We start from the raw sequence: 17,306 nt of genomic DNA on the forward strand, positions 1-17,306 counted from the left end.
CCAGTGATCAGCCACGCGCGCGTGGCGCCCGGAACAGGCCACGCGTGCGTGCATCAGGAAAAACGCCCCGGACCAGGACGATGGTTCCACCGGGTGGCACACCACACATCGCGGACGGAGCGGATCGGGCCGAGAGTGAAGGCATGCGTGTCCGGAGATCGCTAGGACCACGGCAAGCACGCGCAGCGCGCATACCCCGCACCGCGCGCCTGCTGCTCTCCTGGCTGCCCGGACTGGCCGCCGCCCTCGGCCTCGTCCTGTGCGCGGACGGGATCGGACACACGGGCGTGAAGCACGGGCCGCCGGTCGCGGCCCGCGCCGCCGCCCCGCACGCCGCGGCCAAGCCGCACATCGTGCCCCGAACGGCCTGGCTGGACTCCCTCGCACGGCACGCCCAGCCGCCCCCGCGCTACGACGACAAGGTCGTCGCGGTCTTCGTCCACCACACCGACTCGCCGAACGGCTACGACTGCGCCGACGTGCCCCGCATCATCCGCTACCTCTACGCGGGCCAGACCGGCGCCCGCGACTGGGACGACATCGGCTACAACTTCCTCGTCGACCGCTGCGGCACCATCTACGAGGGCCGCGCCGGCGGCGTCGACCGCCCCGTCACCGGCGCCCACACCCAGGGCTTCAACCACCGCACGGCCGGTATCGCGGCCATCGGCACCTTCACGGCGGGCGCCGCGGTCCCGAAGGCGATGACGGACTCGATTGCCGCCCTCGCCGCCTGGAAACTGGGCCTCGCCGGCATCGACCCGCGCGCCGAGGCGCACCTGGTCTCCAGCAACAGCCACAGCCGCTACCGCTCCGGCACCACCGCCACCCTCCCCACCCTCGCCGGCCACAAGGATGCCTACATGACGAGCTGCCCCGGCGCGGCCCTCATCGCCCGCCTCCCCGGGATCAGACAACAGGCGGCGCAGCTGCAGGGCCGGACGCCGTAGCGGCACCGGGGCCGGGCACGCGTCCTCACCTGCGCCCGAGGTAGGCCCCCAACGCCCGCTGCAGCACCCTGCCCTGGCTGCCCACCGGCAGCTTCCACTCCCCTAGGTACTCCACGGCCCGCCCGCCCGCCCCGATCTTGAAGCGCAGCCGGCCCAGCAGCCGGTCCTCGGTGAGGGCGGGCGTGACGGAACGCAGGTCGTACGTCTCGGCCCCCGCCGCCCGCGCGTCGCACAGCATTCGCCACAACAGCGCACTGCTGGGCCGCAGTTCGCGCCCCCGGCGACCGGACGCGGCGTACGAGTGCCAGGCGCGGGAGCCGACGTTGACCATGAGCGCCGCGGAGAGCGCCTCGCCGTCGTACTCGGCGAGATACAGCCGCAACTGGTCGTCGTCCTCGGCGTTCAGGGCCTTCCACATGCGCCGGAAGTAGTCCAGGGGGCGGGCCTTGAAGCCGTCGTGGGCGGCGGTCGCGGCGTACAGACGGTGGAAGTCGGGCAGGTCGGCGGCCGAGCCCCAGGAGACCCGGACGCCCGCCGACTCGGCCGTACGCAAGGACTGCTCCCAGTGCGGTGCGAGGGCGTCGCGCAGATCGTCCACCGAGCGGCCCGCGAGCGGGATGTGGCAGCCGTAGCGCGGCTGGCCGAGCCCGAAGCCGCTGCCCTCGTCCTCCTCGCACCGCCGCCACCCGAGCCGCGCCAGCCGCTCCGCCGCGTCCAGCGCGTACCCGTCGAGGCCGTCCGGCGCCAGATCGTGCAGCCGGCGTACGTCGGAGTCGGCGATGCCCGCCGTCACCGTGGCCGCCTCCCAGTGGCGTACGACCAGGGGCGGTCCGATCCGGAGCGAGAACGCCCCGCGCTCCTCGACGTGGGCGACGAGCGGATCCAGCCACCGCTCCAGGCGCGGGGAGCGCCAGTCGATCGCGGGCCCGTCGGGGAGATAGGCGAGACAGCGCCGGGTCCCGGGCAACGGCCGGTACAGGACGAGCGCCACCGCGACCATCAGCTTCCCCTCGAACCAGCCGACGCTCTCCGCCCGCCAGTCGGGCTTCACGTCCCCCCACTCGGGGATCTGGAGATGGCTCGTGTGGGGGTGCACGCGCAGGTGGGCCAGATGTTCCTCGCGGGTGATCTCCCTCATGTACGGGCTGGTCATGGCCTCACAGGTTTCTCGTAGCCGCCTCACGGATGTTCCCGAGGCGCTCTGCCTATCGTCATGCACACGCACTGACTGGAGGTGGGGAAGAAGTGAACAGTCACCACAGCACCACGCACAAGACCGACGGCCGCACCCGGATCTCCCGCGGTCCCTGGGCGGCGCTCTGCGCGGCCGCCGCCGTCGTCCTGGGCCCGGCGGCCGTCACCGCGACCGCGCTCGACCAGGCCAACGCGGCCCCGATGTACCACGCGGTGAAGGCCGACCAGACGCAGGCCTACATCCCGTCGGACACCACCCGCAGGCGGACGGCCTAGGCCTCGCCGCCCTCCGCGGACTCCGCGGTCAGTCCCAGGAACTGCTCCCCGGACGGATCGACGTCCACCCCGAGCCCGTTCATGAGGCCCGCGAGCATGACGTAGTAGCCGACCGTCGTGACGATCTCGACGACCTGCCGGTCGGTGAAGCAGGCGCGCAGCGCGGCCAACGTGCCCTCGGAGAGGGTGTGCCCGGACATCAGCTCGTACGCGGCGGTCACGGCCGCCGACTCCGGGCCGTCGAACTCCGGGCCGCTGGAACGCCGTTCGGCGATCGCCGTGAGCTGCGCGGGTGTCGCCCCCGCGTGCAGCGCGATCGGGCGGTGCTGGACGGACTCGTACGCGCAGTCCGTGCCGGCCGCGACCGCCATGATGACCAGTTCACGCAGCCGGACCTCGAGCGTCGACTCACGCAGCACGGCCATGCCCAGGTCGATCGCCGTGTCCGTCAGCGGCGGCGCGTGGGAGAGCATGCGGAAGGCGTTGAGCGGTACGGGAAGCTTCGCGACGCCGTCGGCCGGTCGCTCCGGGTACGGGATACGAGCCATGATCCCCCTCGTCGAGTGTCAGTCCCTGAACCGTTCCCACAGCTTGGGATACCGCTCCGCAAGCACCCGCTCGTTCTCGAAGTCGAGCGGTGTTCCCTCCGGTTCGGAGGCCGCGGGCGCGATGCCCAGATCGGGGGCCACGGCCCCGGTGAGCTGCTCGTACGCCTCGTCCGCCGCGTAGCCCAGCTCCTCCCCGTCCCCGTCGATCTCCTCGTCGAAGTCGTCCAGGAGGTCGGCCAGTGAATCGGGCTGGTGCACGGCACCCTCGTACAGCTCGCGCCCCTGCCCGATCAGCCAGCACCGGAAGAAGTCGAACGCGTCGTCGCTCACCCCGTCCAGCAGGACCCATGCGGCGCCCCACAGGTCCCAGGTGTACGCGCGGTTGTAGCGGGCCTCGAAGTGACGGGCGAAGTCGAGGACCATGTCCGGCTCCAGCTGGAGGAGCCGGTCCACGAGGAGGTCGGCCTGCTCCTCGGGGTCGCCCTCGGCGGCCTCACGGGTGGCGTCCACCAGCTCCCAGAACTCCGTCTCGTCCATCACGGGTCCAGCATCGGCCCTGGGCGGGTGGGACGCACGTGGAGTGCGGCGGATTGTTATGTCCCGTACAGGCGGCCCAGCCGGAGCGCATCCTCGCTGAAACGCGCCCGCAGGCTTTCCGGAGCCAGCACCTCCACCTCCGGACCGAGCCCCGCGAGCTGGCTGTGGGCGACCTTCTCGGACTCCACGGGGAGCGTCACCGTCAGCCACCCGTCCTCGTCGGGGGCGCCCGCGTCCGAGAGCGCCTGGCGGGCGGAGGCGGGATCGACGGCGTACGGCAGTCTCCGCGCCCCGTCCGCGGACAGCCGCACCACGACCTCGGCCCGCAGGATCGACCTCGCGAACTGCTCGGCCTGCTCCGCCCAGAAGCCGGGAAGGTCGAACTCCTCGTCCCTTACGAAGCGATCCGCACCGGCCTCCACCGCCGTGAACCGGTCGATCCGGTAGACCCGGAAGGCCCCGCCCTCCGCGACCCGCGCGCAGACGTACCAGACCCCTGCCTTGAGCACGAGCCCGTACGGCTCCAGCTCCCGCTCCACCTCGGCCTCCCGGCTCCGGTAGCGCGCGGTGATCCGGCGGTCGTCCCACACCGCGTCGGCGACGGCGGGCAGCAGCGGGGGTGTCTTCGGCTCGGCGAACCAGTTCGGCGCGTCCAGGTGGAAGCGCTGGGCCGCCGCCTCGGAGGCGTCCTGGAGAGAGGGGAGAAGGGCCGCCGACACCTTCAGCCGGGCGGCGGAGGCGGCGTCCTCGAGGCCCATCTCGCGCAGTGCCCCCGGTACGCCGGACAGGAACAACGCCTCGGCCTCACCGCGGGCCAGCCCGGTCAGCCGGGTGCGGTAGCCGCCGATGAGGCGATATCCACCGGCCCGGCCGCGGTCCGCGTACACCGGAACCCCCGCCTCCGACAACGCCTGCGCGTCCCGCGTCACCGTCCGCTCGGACACCTCCAGCTCCCGCGCCAGCTCGGCGGCGGTCATGGAGGGGCGGGACTGGAGGAGCAGCACCATCTTGATGAGGCGGGCAGCGCGCATACGTTCATGATGCCGGGGTCCCCGCGCCCTTTGGGGAGCGGGGAACCGCGCGACCAGCCACGTCCGGGCCGCACTGTTCATACGGCCCGGACGTGGTGCTGGTGGCCTTACAACCCGTACCGCTCCCGGGCCTCCTTGACGGCAGTCGCCTTCACCTCACCGCGCCGGGCCAGCTGGGCCAGAGCCGCGACGACGATCGACTCCGCGTCGATGCCGAAGTGCCGGCGCGCCGCCTCACGGGTGTCCGAGAGGCCGAAGCCGTCGGCGCCGAGCGAGGAGTAGTCCTGCTCCACCCACTGCGCGATCTGGTCCGGGACCTGCCGCATGTAGTCGGAGACCGCGAGCACCGGACCCTCGGCGCCGTGCAGCGCCTGACGGACGTAGGGGACCCGCTCCTCGCCGCGCAGCAGCGCGTCGTCCGCCTCCAGGGCGTCGCGGCGCAGCTCCGTCCAGGACGTCGCCGACCAGACGTCCGCGGCCACGCCCCACTCCTCGGCGAGCAGCTTCTGCGCCGCCAGGGCCCAGTGGATCGCCGTACCGGAGCCGAGCAGCTGGATGCGCGGGGCGTTGGCCACCGGCGAAAGCCCCGCCGACTCGGCCGTGTTGAAGCGGTACAGGCCCTTGACGATGCCCTCGTCGACGCCCGACGGCTTGGCCGGCTGCGGCTTCGGCTCGTTGTAGACGGTGAGGTAGTAGAAGACGTTCTGGTCCTCACCGGGCGCCGCCTCGCCGTACATACGGCGCAGACCGTCCTTGACGATCGCCGCCACCTCGTACGCGAACGCCGGGTCGTACGTCAGCGCCGCCGGGTTGGTCGCCGCGATCACCGGCGAGTGACCGTCGGCGTGCTGCAGGCCCTCGCCCGTCAGGGTCGTACGGCCGGCCGTGGCGCCGACCAGGAAGCCGCGGCCGAGCTGGTCGCCGAGCTGCCACATCTGGTCGGCCGTGCGCTGCCAGCCGAACATCGAGTAGAAGATGTAGAACGGGATCATCGCTTCGCCGTGCGTGGCGTACGCGGTGGACGCGGCGATGAAGTCGGCCATCGAACCGGCCTCGGTGATCCCCTCGTTGAGGATCTGGCCGTTCTTGGCCTCCTTGTAGTACATCAGCTGGTCGCGGTCGACCGGCTCGTACGTCTGGCCCTTGGGGGAGTAGATCCCCAGGGACGGGAACAGCGACTCCATGCCGAAGGTGCGCGCCTCGTCCGGGACGATCGGCACCCAGCGCTTGCCCGACTCCTTGTCGCGGACCAGGTCCTTGATCAGGCGGACGAAGGCCATGGTCGTCGCCACGTTCTGCGTGCCGGAGCCCTTGTCGAAGGAGGCGAAGGCCTTCTCCGCGGGGGCGGGCAGCGGGGCGAGCGCGTGCGTACGGCGGGCCGGGGCCGGGCCGCCGAGGGCCGCGCGGCGCTCCTGGAGGTAGCGGACCTCGGGGGAGTCGGCGCCGGGGTGGCCGTAGGGGACCTGGCCGTCGACGAACTGCGCGTCCGAGATCGGGAGTTCGAGCAGGTCACGCATCTGCTTGAACTCGTCCACCGACAGCTTCTTCATCTGGTGGTTGGCGTTCTTCGACGCGAAGCCCTCGCCGAGCGTGAAGCCCTTGACCGTCTGCGCCAGGATGACCGTCGGGCCACCCTTGTGCTCTACGGCCGCCTTGTACGCGGCGTACACCTTGCGGGACTCGTGGCCGCCGCGGGAGAGGTGGAAGCACTCGAGGATCTTGTCGTCGCTCAGCAGCTTCGCCATCTCGACGAGCGCCGGGTCCTTGCCGAAGAAGTCCTCGCGGATGTAGGCCGCGTTGCGCGTCTGGTACGTCTGCACCTGGGCGTCCGGTACCTCGCGCAGCCGGCGTACCAGCGCGCCCGTGGTGTCGAGCTGGAACAGCTCGTCCCAGGCGGAGCCCCACAGCGACTTCACGACGTTCCAGCCGGCGCCGCGGAACTGGGCCTCCAGCTCCTGCACGATCTTGAAGTTCGCGCGGACCGGGCCGTCGAGGCGCTGCAGGTTGCAGTTGATGACGAAGGTGAGGTTGTCCAGGCCCTCGCGGGAGGCCAGGGCGAGTGCCGCCGTGGACTCCGGCTCGTCCATCTCGCCGTCGCCGAGGAAGGCCCAGACGTGCGAGTCCGAGACGTCCTTGATGCCGCGCGCCGTCAGGTAACGGTTGAAGCGGGCCTGGTAGATCGCCGACAGCGGGCCGAGGCCCATCGACACCGTCGGGAACTCCCAGAGCCAGGGCAGGCGCCGCGGGTGCGGGTACGACGGGAGGCCGTTGCCGCCCGCCTCCTGGCGGAAGTTGTCGAGGTGCTGCTCGGTCAGCCGGCCGTCCAGGAAGGCGCGGGCGTAGATGCCGGGGGAGGCGTGGCCCTGGATGTAGAGCTGGTCGCCCGACCCGTCGGCCTCCTTGCCCTTGAAGAAGTGGTTGAAGCCGGTCTCGTACAGCCAGGCCGCGGAGGCGAAGGTGGCGATGTGGCCGCCGACGCCGTGTTTGCTGCCCCGGGACACCATCGCGGCCGCGTTCCAGCGGTTCCACGCGGTGATACGGCGCTCCATCTCCTCGTCACCGGGCACGCTCGGCTCGGCGGCGGTCGGGATGGTGTTGACGTAGTCGGTCTCGAGCAGCTTGGGCAGCGCGATGCCGTTGCCCTCCGCGCGCTCCAGCGTGCGGCGCATCAGGTATGCGGCACGGTGCGGGCCCGCCGCCTTGGCGACCGCGTCCAGGGAGGCCTGCCATTCGGCGGTCTCCTCGGGGTCCCGGTCGGGGAGCTGGTCGAGCTCGCTCGGCTGGATGGCGTTGGGGTCGGTCATGTCGCCGCCTTCCTCAGTCGAAGGGGGTTCCCTCATCGGCAAGGGTTCAGGGGTGCCCTTTGTCTTTGGCAGGACAGGGCGGAGGGCCGCGGTGCTGTGACACCTTGCGACTTCCGCCGCGTGGCCCGTGGGCGACAATAACTCCCTGATCGATGATCGATCAAAGGGTTCCGGGCAAAACTTCTTGATCACGAGAAAGTAGGCACGGGGTGCCTTTCGGGCAGGCACCGGGTGCCGCGAATTTCGGAGGTTTTCGCAGGTCGGAGGCACGTTTGAGCGCTGCCTCGCTCAAGGCTCAGGCCCGTGGCGCACAGCCCAGAACGTGCGCCTTGACCATCTCGGCGATCCGGGGATCCCGCCTCCGGAACGCCGCCACCAGCTCCTCGTGCTCCTCCGCGTACGACTGCTGCACCGTGCCCAGCCAGCGGATCGACAGCGCCGTGAACACCTCGATGCCCAGGCCCTCCCAGGTGTGCAGCAGCACGGAGTTGCCCGCGGCTCGCACCAGTTCGCGGTGGAAGGCGACCGTGTGCCGTACCTGGCCGGTGCCGTCGGCGTTGCGGTCGGCCTCGTAGAGGGCGGCGACGTGCGGCTCCAGGGCCGAGCAGTCCTCCGCCAGCCGCTCCGCCGCCAGCTCGGCCGCGATCGCCTCCAGGCCGGCCCGGACCGGGTAGCTCTCCTCCAGGTCGGCCGCCGTCAGGTTCCGCACCCGCACGCCCTTGTTCGGCGCCGACTCGATCAGCCGGAGCGACTCCAGCTCGCGCAGTGCCTCCCGCACCGGCGTCTGGCTGACCTCCAGCTCGGTCGCGATACGCCGCTCCACGATCCGCTCGCCCGGCTTCCAGCGCCCGCTGACGATCCCCTCCACGATGTGCTCGCGGATCTGCTCGCGCAGCGAGTGGACGACGGGCGCGGTCATGAGGGCTCCTTAGGGAGGGGCCGCCCATCGGCCCCTGGGGCGTTTGACGTTTAGACAATAAGGCCGGACCGCCCTCGGGGAGGGGCGCACGGGGGCGCTTTCATGCAGGTGAGACGAGACTTACACGCCCTGCCACCCGGACGCGGCACCTGGCGTACGCAGCGCGTCTGACGTGCGCACCGGGCCTGCCGTACGCACCGGGCCCGGAAACGGGACGCCCCCGTCCGGAACTCCGGACGGGGGCGCCTTCGTACTGCTGGTCTTGCGCGTTACAGGCCGAGCTCGACCTCGAACTCGCCCGCCTCCAGGATCGCCTTGACCGCGGTCAGGTAGCGGGCCGCGTCGGCGCCGTCCACCAGACGGTGGTCGTAGGAGAGGGTCAGGTAGGTCATGTCGCGGACGCCGATGACCGTGCCCTCCTCGGTCTCGATGACCGCCGGGCGCTTGACCGTGGCACCGATGCCGAGGATCGCGACCTGGCCCGGCGGCACGATGATCGTGTCGAAGAGCGCACCGCGCGAACCGGTGTTGGAGATGGTGAAGGTGGCGCCGGACAGCTCGTCCGGGGTGATCTTGTTCGCCCGGACCTTGCCCGCGAGCTCGGCGGTGGCCTTGGCGATACCGGCGATGTTGAGGTCGCCCGCGTGCTTGATGACCGGGGTCATCAGGCCCTTCTCGGAGTCCACCGCGATACCGATGCTCTCGGTGTCGAAGTAGGTGATCGTGCCCTCGGCCTCGTTGATCTTGGCGTTGATGGGCGCGTGAGCCTTCAGCGCCTGGGCCGCGGCCTTGACGAAGAACGGCATCGGGGAGAGCTTGACGCCTTCGCGGGCCGCGAAGGAGTCCTTCGCCCGGGCGCGCAGCTTCATCACGCGCGTGACGTCGACCTCGACGACCGACGACAGCTGCGCCTGCTCGTGCAGCGCCTTGACCATGTTGTCGCCGATGACCTTGCGGATGCGCGGCATCTTGACGGTCTGGCCACGGAGGGGAGAGGCCTCCAGGGTCGGCGCCTTCTTGGCCGGAGCGGCAGCCGCGGCGGGAGCCGGGGCAGCAGCGGCGGCCTTCGCGGCCTCGGCGGCGGCGGTGACGTCCTGCTTGCGGATACGGCCGCCGACGCCGGTGCCCTTGACGGTGGCCAGGTCGACGCCGTTCTCGGCGGCGAGCTTGCGCACCAGCGGGGTCACGTAGGCGCCGTCGTCACCGGCGGGCGCGGCCGGAGCCGGGGCCGCCGGAGCCGGGGTGACCGGAGCCGGAGCGGCCGGCGCGGGAGCCGGAGCCGGAGGCGCGACGGGGGCCGCGGCCTGGACCGGGGCCGGAACGGCCGGAGCCGCAGGTGCCGCGGGGGCCGGAGCCGGAGCGGCGGGGGCGGGCGTGGGAGCCGGAGCGGCGGGGGCGGGCGCGGGAGCCGGGGCGGCCGGAGCCGCGGGCGCGGCAGCGGCCGGAGCGGCACCCGGGGCGCCGATGACGGCGAGCTTGGCGCCGACCTCGGCGGTCTCGTCCTCGGCGACCACGATCTCCAGCAGGACACCGGCGACCGGCGCCGGGATCTCGGTGTCGACCTTGTCCGTGGAGACCTCGAGCAGGGGCTCGTCCTCCGCGACCTCCTCGCCGACCTGCTTCAGCCAGCGGGTGACGGTGCCCTCGGTGACGGACTCGCCGAGAGCGGGGAGGACCACGTCCGTGCCGGACGCGCCACCGGCCGGCACGGCCGGGGCAGCAGCGGGGGCGGCAGGGGCGGCGGGGGCCTCGGCGACGGGCGCCGGGGCGGGCTCGGCGACCGGGGCCGGAGCCTCGGCAGCGGCGGGGGCCGGGGCGGCAGCGGGGGCACCCGTGCCGTCGTCGATGACGGCCAGCTCGGCGCCGACCTCAACGGTCTCGTCCTCGGCGACCTTGATGGACGCGAGGACACCGGCGGCGGGCGAGGGGATCTCGGTGTCGACCTTGTCGGTCGACACCTCGAGCAGCGGCTCGTCGGCCTCGACGCGCTCACCCTCGGCCTTCAGCCAGCGGGTGACAGTGCCCTCGGTGACGCTCTCGCCGAGCGCCGGAAGGGTTACGGAAACCGCCATGGTTTCGGTTGCTCCTTACGAATTGCGGAAGTCTGAGTACGTCGCTTCGTCGACCGAGGGTCAGTCGTGCGAGTGCAGCGGCTTGCCCGCCAGGGCCAGGTGGGCCTCGCCGAGCGCCTCGCTCTGCGTCGGGTGGGCGTGGATGAGCTGCGCGACCTCGGCGGGCAGCGCCTCCCAGTTGTAGATCAGCTGGGCTTCGCCGACCTGCTCGCCCATGCGGTCGCCGACCATGTGGACGCCGACCACGGCACCGTCCTTGACCTGGACGAGCTTGATCTCGCCCGAGGTGTTCAGGATCTTGCTCTTGCCGTTGCCCGCGAGGTTGTACTTCAGAGCGACGACCTTGTCCGCGCCGTAGATCTCCTTGGCCTTGGCCTCGGTGATGCCCACGGAGGCGACCTCGGGGTGGCAGTACGTCACCCGCGGAACACCGTCGTAGTCGATCGGGACGGTCTTCAGGCCGGCCAGACGCTCCGCCACCAGGATGCCCTCGGCGAAGCCGACGTGCGCGAGCTGGAGCGTCGGGACCAGGTCGCCGACGGCGGAGATGGTGGGCACGTTGGTGCGCATGTACTCGTCGGCCAGGACATAGCCGCGGTCCATGGCGACGCCCTGCTCCTCGTAGCCCAGACCGGCGGAGACGGGCCCGCGGCCCACCGCGACCAGCAGGACCTCGGCCTCGAACTCCTTGCCGTCGGCGAGGGTGACCTTGACGCCGTCGGCGGTGTACTCGGCCTTCGAGAAGAAGGTGCCCAGGTTGAACTTGATGCCGCGCTTGCGGAACGCGCGCTCAAGAAGCTTGGAGGAGTTCTCGTCCTCGACCGGGACGAGGTGCTTGAGGCCCTCGATGACGGTGACGTCCGACCCGAAGGACTTCCAGGCGGAGGCGAACTCGACGCCGATGACGCCGCCGCCCAGGATGATCGCGGACTTCGGTACGCGGTCCAGGACGAGGGCGTGGTCCGAGGAGATGATGCGGTTGCCGTCGATGTCCAGGCCGGGCAGCGACTTCGGCACGGAGCCGGTCGCCAGCAGGACGTGACGGCCCTGGATGCGCTGGCCGTTCACGTCGACGGAGGTCGGGGAGGACAGGCGGCCCTCACCCTCGATGTACGTCACCTTGCGGGAGGCGACGAGTCCCTGCAGGCCCTTGTACAGGCCCGAGATGACGCCGTCCTTGTACTTGTGGACGGCGGCCACGTCGATGCCCTCGAAGGTGGCCTTCACGCCGAACTGCTCGCTCTCGCGGGCCTGGTCGGCGATCTCGCCCGCGTGCAGCAGGGCCTTGGTGGGGATGCACCCCCGGTGCAGGCAGGTACCGCCGACCTTGTCCTTCTCGATCAGGGCGACGTCCAGGCCCAGCTGGGCCCCGCGCAGCGCCGCGGCGTAACCACCGCTACCACCGCCGAGGATCACTAGGTCGAAAACGGTGCTGGCGTCGTTCGCCACGTCACGTCCTCCATGCATGTGCGCCACGCCGGTCGTCCGTGACCGGTCGGCGGCTGGTGTCCGGCCGCTCTTCTTCGGCCCTGTGGTGGGGGCCCTGTCCTGCCGACGCCCATCTTCGCACTTGTCGGGGGTGAACGAGACGCCGGGCCGGGGTGTGAGACGTCCCACGTTCAGATGAGCGGGCATGGAAGAGGGGGCTCCGCCCTACCCGCGCGCGGAGCCCCCTCGTTCACAGCTGCGTCAGCCCAGGTCGCCCGCGGCTGTCAGCTCCGCCAGCCGGACCAGCGTCCGCACGGCGGTCCCCGTACCGCCCTTGGGGGTGTACCCGAACGGGCCGCCCTCGTTGAAGGCCGGGCCCGCGATGTCCAGGTGGGCCCAGGTGATGCCCTCGCCCACGAACTCGCGCAGGAAGAGACCGGCGACCAGGCCGCCGCCCATCCGCTCGCCCATGTTCGCGATGTCGGCGGTGGGGGAGTCCATGCCCTTGCGCAGGTGCTCCGGCAGCGGCATCGGCCACGCCGGCTCCCCGACCTCCTCCGCCGCCTCGTGCACCGCGGAGCGGAACGCGTCGTCGTTCGCCATGATGCCGAAGGTCCGGCTGCCCAGCGCCAGCATCATCGCGCCGGTCAGGGTCGCGACGTCCACGATCGCGTCCGGCTTCTCCTGGGAGGCGGCCCACAGCGCGTCCGCCAGGACCAGCCGGCCCTCGGCGTCGGTGTTGAGGACCTCGACCGTCTTGCCGCTGTACATGCGCAGCACGTCACCGGGCCGGGTCGCGGAACCCGACGGCATGTTCTCCGCCAGCGCCAGCCAGCCGGTGACGTTGACCTCGAGACCCAGGCGCGCGGCGGCGACCACGGCGGCGAAGACCGCCGCCGCACCGCTCATGTCGCACTTCATCGTCTCGTTGTGCCCGGCCGGCTTCAGCGAGATGCCGCCCGAGTCGTAGGTGATGCCCTTGCCGACGAGCGCGAGGTGCTTCTTCGCCTTGGCGGAGGTGTACGACAGCTTCACCAGGCGGGGGCCCGCCGCCGAGCCGATGCCGACGCCGAGGATGCCGCCGTAGCCGCCCTTCTCCAGCGCCTTCACGTCGAGCACCTGCACCTTGATGCCGTGCTCCTTGGCCGCGGCCTGCGCGACGGCGGCGAACGCCTCGGGGTTGAGGTCGTTCGGCGGGGTGTTGATCAGGTCGCGGGCGCGGTTGAGCTCCTCGGCGACGGCGGCGGCGCGCTCGACGGCCGCCTTGTGCTCCTTGTCGCGGGGCTTGGCGCCGAGCAGGGAGGCCTCGGCGAGCGGGTCCTTGCCGTTCTTCGCCTTGGGGTCCTTGCCGTTGTCCTTGTAGGCGTCGAAGGAGTACGCGCCGAGCAGCACGCCCTCGCCGATCGCGCCGACGTCGGCGGCGTCCCCGATCGGCAGGGCGAAGGCGGCCTTCTTGGAGCCGACGAGGGTACGGGCGGCGGCGCCGGCGGCCTTGCGCAGGGCCTCGGCGTCGAAGCCGGCGTCCTTTTCGGGCTCCGAGCCCAGGCCCACCGCCACCACGAGCGGGGCTTTGAAGCCGGAGGGCGCGGGCAGCTTCGTCACCTCGCCCTCGGCGCCGGAGGCACCGAGGGTCTCCAGGACGCCGGCGAGCCTGCCGTCGTAGGCCTTGTCCACGGCCTCGGCGCCCGGTGCGACGACCGGGCCTTTCGCGCCCTTGGCCACACCGATCACGATCGCGTCGGCCCGAAGACCGGGCGCCGCGGCGGTGCTGAGAGTGAGAGCAGTCACGGTGGTGAATTCTCGCTTCCGATGTGAAGTTTCTGTGGTCGATTGTGTGGGTCGACCGGGCCCGACAGCCGACCCTAGATCCGAGCTGAGGGTGCGGATTCAGCGGGGCCTTCCCCGGTGCGGCGAACACTCGGGATGAGCCTACGCGCGTGCGCACGATCGCTCATTCCTGCGGCTGTTCACCTTCCGGCGGCGCGGTGTCCATTTCCCGATCCCCGCCCCCCGGTGACCCGGGTCACACTCGTGGGGATCCGGTGAGCGGTCCGCTCGCCGCTTTGCATGATTTCCACGAATCCTCCTCGAATTGACCACAAGAGAGGGCCTCTGGGGGGAGGACGAACCATGGCCGCGCGTCGCTACTTGGGCGAGGCGACGTCCTTGCCGGTGCTGGGCCGCGAACGGGCCCTGCCGGCCGCCCTGTTGCCCATGGCTGCGGGCGCGGCCGGTCTCGTCCACGATCAAGACACCGTCCTCGGCGCCGAGGTGTTCGGCGGCGTAGGCGCGCACCTCGTCGCGGACCGCATCGGCGTTCCGGCGGGCGTGGCGCAGCAAACGCTGCATCGGCCCGGGCCGGGTGTGGCCCGCCTGTTCGGCCAGCTGCCAGTTGCCAGCAGTTCTTCCGTTCGACATTCGACAGCAGCCCGAGCAGGTAGAGACGCTCGGGTGTGCGAGACCGGTCCAGCGTCGTCAGCCGAGGGCGTCGAGCAACTCGCGCTCGCGCTGCGCGCTGAGGCCTGCGCGCCTTTCCCGGTCCAGCCCCTGCTCGCGTTCCCAGCGCAGCGTGTCGGCCAGCATCTCCGCCGAGGGCCGGTGACACAGCCCCGCGGCGCGCGCCGAGGACCCGTCCCGGGCCGACCACCCTTCCCAGCCCGGCTCAACCAGCCACATCGCCAGCGATTCGGACCCCATGTACTGGGCCACGCCGTTGGCGAGCAGCCACGCCGATTCGGCGGTGACCACCGGACCGGTGTGCCCGCCGGCGGCGCGGGACAGCTCGATCCACTCCTCGAACGGAACGACCGGGCCGACAGCGTTGTATGTGCCGGTGGTTCCCGTCTCCGCGGAGTCGAGCAGCCAGGCGGTGAGGTCCCGCACGTCGACCACCTGGGTGGGCATGGCCGGTGTGTCGGGGACCAGCATGGGCCCTCGCGGATCGCGTGCGGCGCGGGCGACCCAGTAGCCGGAACGCCCGCTGTGATCGCCCGGCCCGCCGATGAGCCCGGCTCGTGCGATGAGGAGGCGGTCGCCCACAGCGGCCGTCGACGCCTGTTCGCAGGCGACCTTCGCCTCGCCGTACAACTCGCGGTCGACCTCGCTCCGGTCGGTCGGGGCGAGCAGGGCCGCGGACTCGTCCGCCCCCAGCGTGGCCTGGGAGGCGTAGGCGTTGCCGGACGAGACATACACCCAGTGCCCGGCCTTGCTGCCCAGCACGTCGAGCGCTCCACGAACGAAGCCCGGCTGCCATGACACCTCGACGACCGCGTCCCATACCCGGTCGAGCAGGGGCTCGTACGCCGACGGATCGCGCCGGTCGGCGGCGACCAGTGTCGCTCCGTCCGCGACTTCTCCGCTCTCGCCACGCGCGAGGCAGGTCACCCGATGGCCGCGTTCGATCGCCTGCCGCGACAGCTCCCGAGCCACCCATGCCGTTCCGCCCAGAACCAGGATCTCCATACCGACACACAAGCACCGGGAACACCGCCCGGCCAGGCGGATTCGCTGACAGCAGATGGTCAGCCGTCAGATCGACCGCAACCCTCGGGCAATAACGTCGACCCGCCGAGGCATCCAAACACCCGATCACGAAGTCGCACTGGAGTACTGGGCCTACGCGAGGTCGCGCCCCGAGAGGGGCGCGGGTCTGTATCCGATATGCGGCTACCGCCGCGCGGGCGCGACAAGCCGCAACGTACCCACAGACGCGAGACGGCAATGGGCGCCCGTCTCACCGCCTCCCTGATCTCGTCCGGCACGCGACTGGTACGGCACCGACGGCGTCTTCCTCGACCAAGTCTCCGCCGGACGCTAGGAGTTCCCGTACGACCAACGGCTCGCGAAAGCGGCGTGGGGCGCCGGCTGCACCACCCTCGCGCTGAACCACGGCACGGTGCCGCACCCCTCCTACGCCCGCATCGCCGACGTCCTGGTGACCTTCGAGGGCACCTGGACGGCGTACCGCCGGCTGCCCCGCACGCATGGCGCGGCAGCACCGGAGTGGGCCTGTGCCATCTCGTGTACGGCGTCCCGGCGGACGTCGACCCGGCGGAACCGGCCGAACTGGCGGGTGCGCGGGGCGCCTTCGTGTACTGCGCGGTGCCGGGGGTGGGGGATCATCCTTGGGGTACGTTGCCGCACGCCCTGGAGCCCGTTCGTTGAAACGCCCCGTCCTTCTGCTCGCCCTGCTTCTGCTGGCGGCGGGCTGCACCACCGACCATGACTCCAACGCCGGGCCGTCCGGCGGGCGTTGGCAGCCGCGCCCCGGCGTGGCCTGGCAGTGGCAGCTCAGCGGCCGCCTCGACACCTCCGTGGACGTGCCGGTCTACGACATCGACGGCTTCGACCAGTCCCGGGCGACGGTCACCGCCCTGCACCGCAAGGGCCGCAAGGTCATCTGCTATCTCTCCACCGGTGCCTGGGAGGACTGGCGCCCCGACGCGAAGAAGTTCCCCAAGTCGGTGATCGGCCGCGGCAACGGCTGGAAGGGCGAGCGCTGGCTCGACATCCGCAGGACGGACGTCCTGGAGCCGCTGATGGCGGCCCGCCTCGACATGTGCCGCAAGAAGGGCTTCGACGCGGTGGAGCCCGACAACATGGACGGGTACAGGAACCGCACCGGCTTCCGCCTCGACGCGGCCGACCAGCTCCGCTACAACCGCCTCATCGCGAAGCTGACCCACGACCGGGGCATGTCCGTCGGCCTCAAGAACGACCTCGACCAAATCCCGCAGCTGGTAAGGGACTTCGACTTTGCGGTCAACGAGCAGTGCGCCCAGTACGGGGAGTGCGGGGCCATGAAGCCCTTCATCAGGGCAGGCAAGGCCGTCTTCCACGTCGAGTACGAGCTGCCGACCGGCCGCTTCTGCGCGCAGGCCCGCCGTCTGAAGCTCAGCTCTATGGCCAAGAAGTACGAGCTGGGGGCGTGGCGCCGGGCTTGCTGATGCCGAGCCCGGTGACCGCCGTGCCCGCCAGCCGGTCGGCGAGGGAGCGGCGGGTGGGGGAGAAGACCGGCAGCGCGTTGAGGAAGAAGACGCCGACGGCCAGCGCCCACACCAGCACCGACAGCACGAAGTGGCCCTCGATCAGCAGCACGCAGGCCGCGGCGAACACGGCGACGTCGGCCGCGGTGGTCACGGCCGCTCGCCGGGCGGCCCGGCGCGGCATGCTCGGGGAGACCTTCAGGCCGAGGAGACCCTTGCCGAGGGTGCGCCCGGCGAAAGCGAGACAGAGCCACTGGTAGAGGAAGGTGACGGCGACCAGCAGCCCGAAGGCCTCCTCCACGTAGAGCACCGCCTTGTCCCACAGTGAGAAGCCGAGGCTCTCCGAGGCGCCGAGGACGTCGCCGCGCGAGGTCAGCAGGTCGAAGCCGCCACGGGTGGCGAGTTCGGGCACGTCGGTGACGAGCGCGGCTATGCGGTGGAAGGTGAGCACGGCCAGCCCGGCGGCCAGTGCGAGCACCAGCGCGAAGTCGATGAACCAGGCCACGGCACGACGAAGCTTCGGCACAGACATCCCCCGATCACGATCCCTTGTCCGTACGGC

General features: G+C 71.4%; 15 protein-coding genes and 1 pseudogene. 3 read left to right on the forward strand and 13 right to left on the reverse strand.

Annotated features, from left to right (window positions below; genetic code table 11):
• Positions 1 to 209 precede the first annotated feature (209 nt).
• A complete protein-coding gene (locus OG303_RS35265; RefSeq protein ID WP_405877644.1) occupies positions 210 to 950 on the forward strand; it encodes a peptidoglycan recognition protein in 741 nt (246 codons plus the stop codon).
• Positions 951 to 975: 25 nt separating this feature from the next.
• Here the strand turns inward: OG303_RS35265 and OG303_RS35270 are convergent, their stop codons facing one another.
• The gene (locus OG303_RS35270) at positions 976 to 2,103 is read right to left on the reverse strand and encodes a lipid II:glycine glycyltransferase FemX (protein ID WP_405873561.1); all 1,128 of its coding nucleotides are present in this window, start codon (positions 2,101 to 2,103) and stop codon (positions 976 to 978) included.
• Between the two features lie 92 nt (positions 2,104 to 2,195).
• On the opposite strand from OG303_RS35270, the gene OG303_RS35275 reads away from it, so the two are divergent.
• On the forward strand, positions 2,196 to 2,420 hold the full coding sequence (locus tag OG303_RS35275) for a hypothetical protein (protein ID WP_405873562.1): 225 nt from the start codon (positions 2,196 to 2,198) through the stop codon (positions 2,418 to 2,420).
• On the opposite strand, the gene OG303_RS35280 is transcribed toward OG303_RS35275, so the two are convergent.
• The 11 genes and pseudogenes from OG303_RS35280 to OG303_RS35330 form a co-directional block, all read right to left on the reverse strand.
• The gene (locus OG303_RS35280) at positions 2,417 to 2,968 is read right to left on the reverse strand and encodes a carboxymuconolactone decarboxylase family protein (RefSeq protein ID WP_405873563.1); all 552 of its coding nucleotides are present in this window, start codon (positions 2,966 to 2,968) and stop codon (positions 2,417 to 2,419) included. The genes OG303_RS35275 and OG303_RS35280 overlap by 4 nt on opposite strands.
• Before the next feature lie 18 nt (positions 2,969 to 2,986).
• Entirely contained in the window at positions 2,987 to 3,505 is a 519-nt protein-coding gene (locus OG303_RS35285) for a DUF4240 domain-containing protein (RefSeq protein ID WP_405877646.1), read from the reverse strand.
• 56 nt (positions 3,506 to 3,561) lie between these two features.
• On the reverse strand, positions 3,562 to 4,536 hold the full coding sequence (locus OG303_RS35290; protein WP_405873565.1) for a helix-turn-helix transcriptional regulator: 975 nt from the start codon (positions 4,534 to 4,536) through the stop codon (positions 3,562 to 3,564).
• Between the two features lie 107 nt (positions 4,537 to 4,643).
• Entirely contained in the window at positions 4,644 to 7,340 is a 2,697-nt protein-coding gene (gene aceE, locus OG303_RS35295; RefSeq protein ID WP_405873567.1) for a pyruvate dehydrogenase (acetyl-transferring), homodimeric type, read from the reverse strand.
• A 295-nt stretch (positions 7,341 to 7,635) separates the two neighbouring features.
• Positions 7,636 to 8,259: a GntR family transcriptional regulator gene (locus OG303_RS35300; RefSeq protein WP_405873569.1), complete on the reverse strand. Its 624-nt coding sequence runs from the start codon at positions 8,257 to 8,259 to the stop codon at positions 7,636 to 7,638.
• Between the two features lie 269 nt (positions 8,260 to 8,528).
• Positions 8,529 to 10,331 (reverse strand): 2-oxoglutarate dehydrogenase, E2 component, dihydrolipoamide succinyltransferase, encoded by a 1,803-nt coding sequence (gene sucB, locus OG303_RS35305; protein WP_405873570.1) that lies wholly within the window; start codon positions 10,329 to 10,331, stop codon positions 8,529 to 8,531.
• A 60-nt stretch (positions 10,332 to 10,391) separates the two neighbouring features.
• Positions 10,392 to 11,780, reverse strand: coding sequence for a dihydrolipoyl dehydrogenase (lpdA, locus tag OG303_RS35310; protein WP_405873571.1), 1,389 nt, complete (start codon positions 11,778 to 11,780; stop codon positions 10,392 to 10,394).
• Positions 11,781 to 12,020: 240 nt separating this feature from the next.
• A complete protein-coding gene (locus OG303_RS35315; protein WP_405873572.1) occupies positions 12,021 to 13,547 on the reverse strand; it encodes a leucyl aminopeptidase in 1,527 nt (508 codons plus the stop codon).
• 441 nt (positions 13,548 to 13,988) lie between these two features.
• A pseudogene (locus OG303_RS35320) lies at positions 13,989 to 14,238 on the reverse strand (transposase); the annotation flags it as partial.
• Complete coding sequence (locus OG303_RS35325; RefSeq protein ID WP_405873573.1) at positions 14,235 to 15,221, reverse strand: NAD-dependent epimerase/dehydratase family protein; 987 nt, start codon at positions 15,219 to 15,221, stop codon at positions 14,235 to 14,237. The gene OG303_RS35325 and the pseudogene OG303_RS35320, both read right to left, overlap by 4 nt.
• A gap of 447 nt (positions 15,222 to 15,668) precedes the next feature.
• Entirely contained in the window at positions 15,669 to 15,881 is a 213-nt protein-coding gene (locus OG303_RS35330) for a hypothetical protein (protein WP_405873574.1), read from the reverse strand.
• Positions 15,882 to 15,919: 38 nt separating this feature from the next.
• Here OG303_RS35330 and OG303_RS35335 point away from each other — a divergent pair, with 38 nt between their 5' ends.
• Complete coding sequence (locus tag OG303_RS35335; protein WP_405873576.1) at positions 15,920 to 16,705, forward strand: endo alpha-1,4 polygalactosaminidase; 786 nt, start codon at positions 15,920 to 15,922, stop codon at positions 16,703 to 16,705.
• On the opposite strand, the gene OG303_RS35340 is transcribed toward OG303_RS35335, so the two are convergent.
• Complete coding sequence (locus tag OG303_RS35340; RefSeq protein WP_405873577.1) at positions 16,659 to 17,276, reverse strand: RDD family protein; 618 nt, start codon at positions 17,274 to 17,276, stop codon at positions 16,659 to 16,661. The genes OG303_RS35335 and OG303_RS35340 overlap by 47 nt on opposite strands.
• Between the last annotated feature and the right edge of the window lie 30 nt (positions 17,277 to 17,306).

The organism is Streptomyces sp. NBC_00005 (assembly GCF_045160215.1).
GTDB lineage: Bacteria > Actinomycetota > Actinomycetes > Streptomycetales > Streptomycetaceae > Streptomyces.